At 72.6% G+C, this 6,642-nt stretch carries 5 protein-coding genes and 1 pseudogene; 5 read left to right on the top strand and 1 reads right to left on the bottom strand.

Annotated features, from left to right (window positions below):
* Positions 1-308, bottom strand: a pseudogene (locus tag ACWGIU_RS25550) (hypothetical protein); the annotation flags it as partial.
* Positions 309-657: 349 nt separating this feature from the next.
* Between ACWGIU_RS25550 and ACWGIU_RS25545 the strand changes: the two are divergent.
* From ACWGIU_RS25545 to ACWGIU_RS25525, 5 genes are all read left to right on the top strand, one after another.
* Positions 658-3,645: a bifunctional [glutamine synthetase] adenylyltransferase/[glutamine synthetase]-adenylyl-L-tyrosine phosphorylase gene (locus ACWGIU_RS25545; protein WP_453709467.1), complete on the top strand. Its 2,988-nt coding sequence runs from the start codon at positions 658-660 to the stop codon at positions 3,643-3,645.
* A 130-nt stretch (positions 3,646-3,775) separates the two neighbouring features.
* Positions 3,776-4,276, top strand: coding sequence for a hypothetical protein (locus ACWGIU_RS25540; RefSeq protein ID WP_453709465.1), 501 nt, complete (start codon positions 3,776-3,778; stop codon positions 4,274-4,276).
* Between the two features lie 30 nt (positions 4,277-4,306).
* Positions 4,307-5,614: a hypothetical protein gene (locus tag ACWGIU_RS25535; protein ID WP_453709464.1), complete on the top strand. Its 1,308-nt coding sequence runs from the start codon at positions 4,307-4,309 to the stop codon at positions 5,612-5,614.
* Between the two features lie 29 nt (positions 5,615-5,643).
* Complete coding sequence (locus ACWGIU_RS25530) at positions 5,644-6,138, top strand: hypothetical protein (protein WP_453709462.1); 495 nt, start codon at positions 5,644-5,646, stop codon at positions 6,136-6,138.
* Between the two features lie 2 nt (positions 6,139-6,140).
* The gene (locus tag ACWGIU_RS25525) at positions 6,141-6,605 is read left to right on the top strand and encodes a hypothetical protein (RefSeq protein ID WP_453709460.1); all 465 of its coding nucleotides are present in this window, start codon (positions 6,141-6,143) and stop codon (positions 6,603-6,605) included.
* Positions 6,606-6,642: the final 37 nt, after the last annotated feature.

Below are 6,642 nucleotides of genomic sequence, written 5' to 3'. Positions count from 1 at the left end.
GCCCCGGGGGCTTCGGGGGCCTCGGCTCCGGCGTGCTGGGTCTCGGGGGCTTCGGCGTGCTCGGCCAGGGCGACAGGCTCGGCCACGGCAGGCGGGTCGGCCGACCCGGCTTCACGCACGGCGGGTTGGACCCGCCGGGACGGGGGCACGTAGGGGTACGTGTGCTGCTGCGGGTAGCCCTGGTACGGCTGTTGCGTCGGGTGCTGCTGGTGCTCCTGCCCGGACGGCCAGGCCTGCTGCTCCCACCCGGATCCGGTCGGCACACTCTGTGGGTCCCACACCTCGGGGCCCTGCCAGGAGTCGGACACGAGGCTCCTCCCGGCCGGCCGACGGGGAGTACCCCCATGACGCGATAAGTAAACCGATGATCAGACAGTCCCTGGCATCGTATGCGTCTCGGATCGAACATCTGATCCGGACACGCCCACACCTACGGCCTGAGCGCTCTCCCGTGATCCCCGGTGGATCGGCGCACGGCGTCGGATGCGGTGCATCGCAAGGCGGAGGCGCGTCTGCATACTGGGCGTATTCGGGCGCTCCGACAACGCGGCGAGGTGCCGTGGCTGTCGTCGTGCGCCCGCCGGGGGTGACGGGACAGCCCTTAGGCTCAGGACAGACCGGCAAGCAGTGGCAGCGACAACCTCGGGAGGCGGCGGGATGACGGTCCCGGGACGCAGGAGCAGCACCTTCAGCCGGCTGCTCCGCAGCGGGTTCACCGACCCCTCCGCCGCCGCCCGGCTGCTCGACGCCGAGGCGCTCGCGGCCGTACGCACCGATCCCGTGCTGCTCGACGCCCTCGGCGCGACCGCCGACCCGGACCTCGCCCTCCTCGGGCTCGTCCGGCTCGCCGAGGCCCAACCGGACGGCGAGCTGCCCGGGCTCCTCGACACCCTCGTCAGCGCCAAGCCGCTGCGCGACCGGCTGCTCGGCGTGCTGGGCGCCTCCGAAGCCCTCGGCGACCACCTCGCCCGCCACCCCCGCGACTGGCGCAGCCTCATCACCTACGAGGCCGCCGACCTGCACCCCGGGCTCCCCGAGTTCGAGCGCGGCCTCGCCGACGCGCACGACCCCGTCGGCCTGCGCGTCGCCTACCGGCGCTGCCTGATCTCCATCGCCGCCCGCGACGTCTGCGGCACCATCGACGTCGCCCAGACCGCCGCCGAGCTCGCCGACCTGGCCACCGCCACCCTTCGCGCGGCCCTGCGGATCGCCTCCGCCGCCGCCCCCGACGACGCCGCCCTGTGCCGCCTCGCCGTCATCGCGATGGGCAAGTGCGGCGGCAACGAGCTGAATTACGTCTCCGACGTCGACGTCATCTTCGTCGGCGACGCGGCCCCCGGCGCCGACGAGGCCAAGGCCCTCCAGGCCGCCACCCGCCTCGCCTCCCACCTCATGCGGATCTGCTCCGAGACCACCGTCGAGGGCACCATCTGGCCCGTCGACGCCAACCTCCGCCCCGAGGGCCGCAACGGCCCCCTCGTCCGTACCTTCGCCTCCCACCTGGCGTACTACCAGCGCTGGGCCAAGACCTGGGAGTTCCAGGCCCTCCTGAAAGCCCGCGCCGTGGCCGGCGACGCGGCCCTGGGCGCCGAGTACATCGCCGCCATAAGCCCGCTGGTCTGGCAGGCCGCCGAACGCGAGAACTTCGTCGCCGACGTCCAGAAGATGCGCCGCCGCGTCGTCGACAACATCCCCGCGGCCCAGGTCGACCGCGAGCTCAAGCTCGGTCCCGGTGGCCTGCGCGACGTCGAGTTCGCCGTCCAGCTGCTCCAGCTCGTGCACGGCCGCAGCGACGCCACCCTGCACTCCGGCACCACCCTCGACGCCCTGCACGCCCTCGCCGCCGGCGGCTACGTCGGCCGCGCGGACGCCGCCCAACTGCACGACGCGTACCGCTTCCTGCGCGCCATGGAGCACCGCATCCAGCTCTACCGGCTGCGCCGCACCCACCTCGTCCCCGAGGACGAGAACGACCTGCGGCGCCTCGGCCGCTCCATGGGCCTGCGCACCGAACCCGTCGCCGAGCTCAACAAGGCCTGGCGCCGGCACGCCTCCGTGGTCCGGCGCCTGCACGAGAAGCTCTTCTACCGGCCGCTGCTCGACGCCGTCGCCCAGCTCGCCCCGGGCGAGACCCGGCTCTCCCCGCGGGCCGCCGGCCAGCGCCTCGAAGCCCTCGGCTACGCCGACCCGGCCTCGGCCCTGCGCCACCTCGAAGCCCTCGCCTCCGGCGTCACCCGCAAGGCCGCCATCCAGCGCACCCTGCTGCCGGTGATGCTCGGCTGGTTCGCCGACTCCGCCGACCCGGACGCCGGCCTGCTGAACTTCCGCAAGGTCTCCGACGCCCTCGGCAAGACCCCCTGGTACCTGCGCCTGCTGCGCGACGAGGGCGCCGCCGCCGAGAACCTCGCCCGTGTCCTGTCCGCCGGGCGCCTCGCCCCCGACCTGCTGATGCGCGCCCCCGAGGCCGTGGCCCTGCTCGGCGACCCCGAAGGCCTGCAGCCCCGTACGCACGAGGCCCTGGAGCAGGAGGTCCTCGCCGCCGTCGGTCGCGCCGAGACCCCCGAGGCCGCCGTCGCCGTCGCCCGCGGCGTGCGCCGCCGGGAGCTCTTCCGTACCACCGCGGCCGACATCATCGGCTCCTACGGTACGGAGGACAACCCGGCCGAGGAGGACCACGGGGCCCTCGTCGACCGGGTCGGCGGAGCCGTCTCCGACCTCACCGCCGCCACCATCGCCGGGGCCCTGCGCGCCGCCGTCCACAGCCACTACGGCGACACGCTGCCCACCCGCTTCGCCGTCATCGGCGTCGGCCGCTTCGGCGGCCACGAGCTCGGTTACGGCTCCGACGCCGACGTCCTGTTCGTCCACGAACCCCGCGAGGGCGTCGGCGAGCAGGAGGCCGCGAAGGCCGCCCAGACCGTCGTCGCCGAGATGCGCAGGCTGCTCCAGCTGCCCAGCACCGACCCGCCGCTGCTCATCGACGCCGACCTGCGCCCCGAAGGCCGCTCCGGGCCGCTGGTGCGCACCCTCGCCTCCTACGCCGCCTACTACCGGCGCTGGTCCCTGACCTGGGAGAGCCAGGCCCTGCTGCGCGCCCAACCGGTGGCGGGCGACGCCGACATCGGCGCCCGCTTCATCGAGCTGATCGATCCGCTGCGCTACCCGGTGGAGGGGCTCGGCGAGGACGCCGTCCGCGAGATCCGCCGGCTCAAGGCCCGCATGGAGGCGGAGCGGCTGCCCCGCGGGGCGGACCCGACCCTGCACACCAAGCTCGGCCGCGGCGGCCTCAGCGACGTCGAGTGGACCGTCCAGCTGATCCAGATGCGGCACGCCTGGGCCGAACCCGGCCTGCGCACCACCCGTACCCGCGAGGCCCTGACGGCCGCCCACGCGGCCGGGCTGATCCCGACCGAGGAGGCGCAGGTCCTCGACGAGGCCTGGGTCCTGGCGACCCGGGTCCGCAACGCCGTGATGCTGGTGCGCGGGCGCGCCGGGGACACCTTCCCGACCGAGGCGCGGGAACTCGCGGCCGTGGGCCGCTACCTCGGCTACGCCGAGGGCACGGTAGGGGAGATGCTGGACGACTACCGCCGCGTCACCCGTCGTGCCCGGGCGGTGGTGGACGAACTGTTCTACGGCGCGTAGCGGTTCCCGGGCGCACGGTCGGACGGTGCCCGGGCGGGGGCGTGCCGGGCCTTGCGGCAGACCGGTCGGCTCCGGCCGATTCCTTCGCGACTTTGCATATGATCACCCTCAACTACGGGGAGGCGTGACCATGTCAGATGATCTCGGCCAGGTGGACATGCGGTTGAACAGCGGGCCGCCATTGGGTCCTTACGCTCCGGGGGTCACCCCGCCGACGCCCGGTCCGTACGCGCCGGGCGTCACCGCGCCGCCGGTGGTCCCGTACGCGCCGGGGGTCGTCCCGCCGTCGTCGGGGCTGTTCGTTCCGGACGGCTCCAAGGACTTCGCCTCGACGCCCGCGGAGAAGAGTGCGGCGGCGAACACCATCGAGAACGAGCTGGAGCCCGCCACCAAGACGGCCGCGGAGCACGCGGACGACGCCACCGCCAACGCCCGGAAGGGCTACGAGGGGTGGGAGACCGCCGCCGGCCTGAAGAAGGTGGCGGACACGTGGGATCAGCAGGTGAAGACCCTGATGGGCCGCCTCGCCGGGGAGAAGATCGCGCTGCGCGGCGCCTCGGGGTCCATCGCCCGAAACGACATCGGCCTGGGCAACCAGTTCGCGTCGAAGTCGCAACTGCACGGTATGTAGGGGGCTGTGGTGCTGACCTATCACGAAGTCATGACCACGGACCTGGGCCTGCTGACGACGGCCGCCGCCAAGTGGGACTCGATGGCGGGCGAGCTGAAGAAGGTCGAGACCCGCTACGGGGACACCGTCCAGAAGATCACCATGGGGGACACCTGGGTCGGTGTCAGCGCCGCGGCGGCGCGGACGAAGTTCACGGCGACCCGCTACGAGTACTCCGCCGCGCAGAATCAGGCCAAGGCGGTGGCGAGCCTGTTGCGGGGCGCCCACGAACAGCTCGTCGACCTCAGGAAGAAGCTGGAGAGCGCCCGCGACGACGCGATCGCCGCCGGCATGACCGTCTCGGAGCAGGGGCGCGTCGCCTTCGACTACTCCAAGCTGACGCCCTCCGAGCGCAGCGCCTACCACCACGACCCCGACGGCCAGGAGGCCGTACGCACCGCGGTCGGCAAGTGGCAGAAGCACATCGACGACCGGGTCAAGGCCGCCTCCGACGCCGACCAGCACGTCAAGGACGCCCTCGTGGCGGCCGTGAACGACAGCAACAGGGACGCCCTGGGTCAGGGCAGCGGCGCCGACGAGACCCTCACCGGCTTCAACAACTACGCCGAGGGCGACCTGGCGAAGGCCAAGAAGCTCGACGAAACCCAGATCAGGACGAAGACCGACACCTGGGATGTCGGCTGGTCCAGCACCGGCTGGGGCCAGTACGGCAAAGAGGCCTCGATCAAGGCCTACGCCGACCTCTTCCACGCCACCGCGAAGGGAGAGGGGAACCTCGGGCCGATGCAGCTTTCCGGCATCGCCGACATCTACGGCGGAGCCCGGGCCACCGCGAACGTCGGCATCACGGACAAGGGTTTCGTGGCCAAGGCCGAGGGGTCCGCGGGGATCCGGGCACTGGCCGAGGGCCGGGCCGGAGGCGAGTACCAGAGCGTCTACGGGCGGGCCGAGGGATTCGCCGGTGGCGAGCTCGCGGGCACCCTCAAGGCCACCAAGGAAGAAGTGACGATCGGCGGGAAGGCATTCGCCGGGGCGAAAGGCAGCCTCACCGGAGGCGTGGAGTCCGGCGGCATCGGCGTCGGCCTGACGGCCGAAGGATGGGCGGGTCCCGGTGCCGAGGCCTGGTGGGGCTACAAGAAGGACGAAGAGACCGGTGTGTACAAGCTCGGCGGCAAGGCCGGCGCCTCGCCCCTCCTCGGCGGCTCCATAGGCCTGGAGATCACCGTCGACCCGGAGAAGGTGGCCAAGACCGCCGGTGACATGGCCGACGCGGTGGGCGATACGGCGCACGCGGTCGGCGACGCCGCCGGCGACTTCAAGGACTGGTTGCTCGACTGATGTCCGATTCCATGGAAGGAGGGCCCCCGATGCCCACGACACTGCCGGTGCCGATCGAGTTCCGGCTGCCCGAGGGGTGGATCCCGGCCCGTCCGGAGGGGTTCGACCCGGGAGTGGCCTTCGCCGCGGTGCATCCACAGCCGGACGCCGGGTTCACCGCCAACATCACCATCGACGGCGGGTTCCCGAAGGACGGGGTGACCCTGGCCGAGATCGCCGATGCGTCGGTGGAGCGCCTGCGCGAGTTCGCCGAGTCGGTGGAGGTGGTCCACCGCCGTGAGGCCGGGTCCGAGGACGCGCCCGCCCTGACCCAGCGGCTGAGATTCTCGGCCGTGGCCGACGGCGTCCCCCACGAACTCGTCCAGTCCCAGGTGTACCTGTTCCTCGTGGACACCGGGGACCCGCACAAGCGGGCGATGATCCGCCTGGCCCTGACCGCCACCGCGGCCCAGCACGACGAAGTCCTGGGAGAGTTCCAGGACTTCGTACGCTCGGTGCGCCCGGACCAAGGGACGGAGAGTTGACGATGGGCCGTCTCCGGGACAAGTACACCGGCACCAGGTACCCGGCCCGTGGCGTCACGCCGGGGGCCGCCGACGAGCTCCGGGACGCGCTGCTGGCGCTGGGCGGCCCGGACGGGCTGTTCACCGTCCGCGAGGGCACCCCGCGAGAGCGGGCCGACCTGGTGGTGGAGTGCCGCGTCAGCGAAATGCGCCTGACCCTCAGGACCAGCATGCGTCTGGTCCCGGCGAAGCACGAGGTGCGCGTACTCGAAGAGCGGTGGGAGCCCTCGCTGGAGCGCTCCGGCGAGCAGTACGGCCGGGGGCCGGGGAAGGCGGTCTACAAGCAGTGGGAGTTCCAGCGGGGCGCTGACGGCCGCCGCCGCAAGGTGGAGACGTTCCGCTTCGAGACGGGGCTGGTGAAGAACCCCCTGCAGAACGCGGTCCTCAGGGCAGGCTGGACGTGGCGCGGAGTGCTGTTCAGGCTGTGAGCGGAACGGACGCGACGGACCGCGGACCCTCAGAGGG

The sequence above is a fragment of the Streptomyces sp. NPDC054840 genome (genome assembly GCF_053611065.1).
Note: the sequence above shows the minus strand (reverse complement) of the source record. Positions and strands in the feature narration are given on the sequence as shown.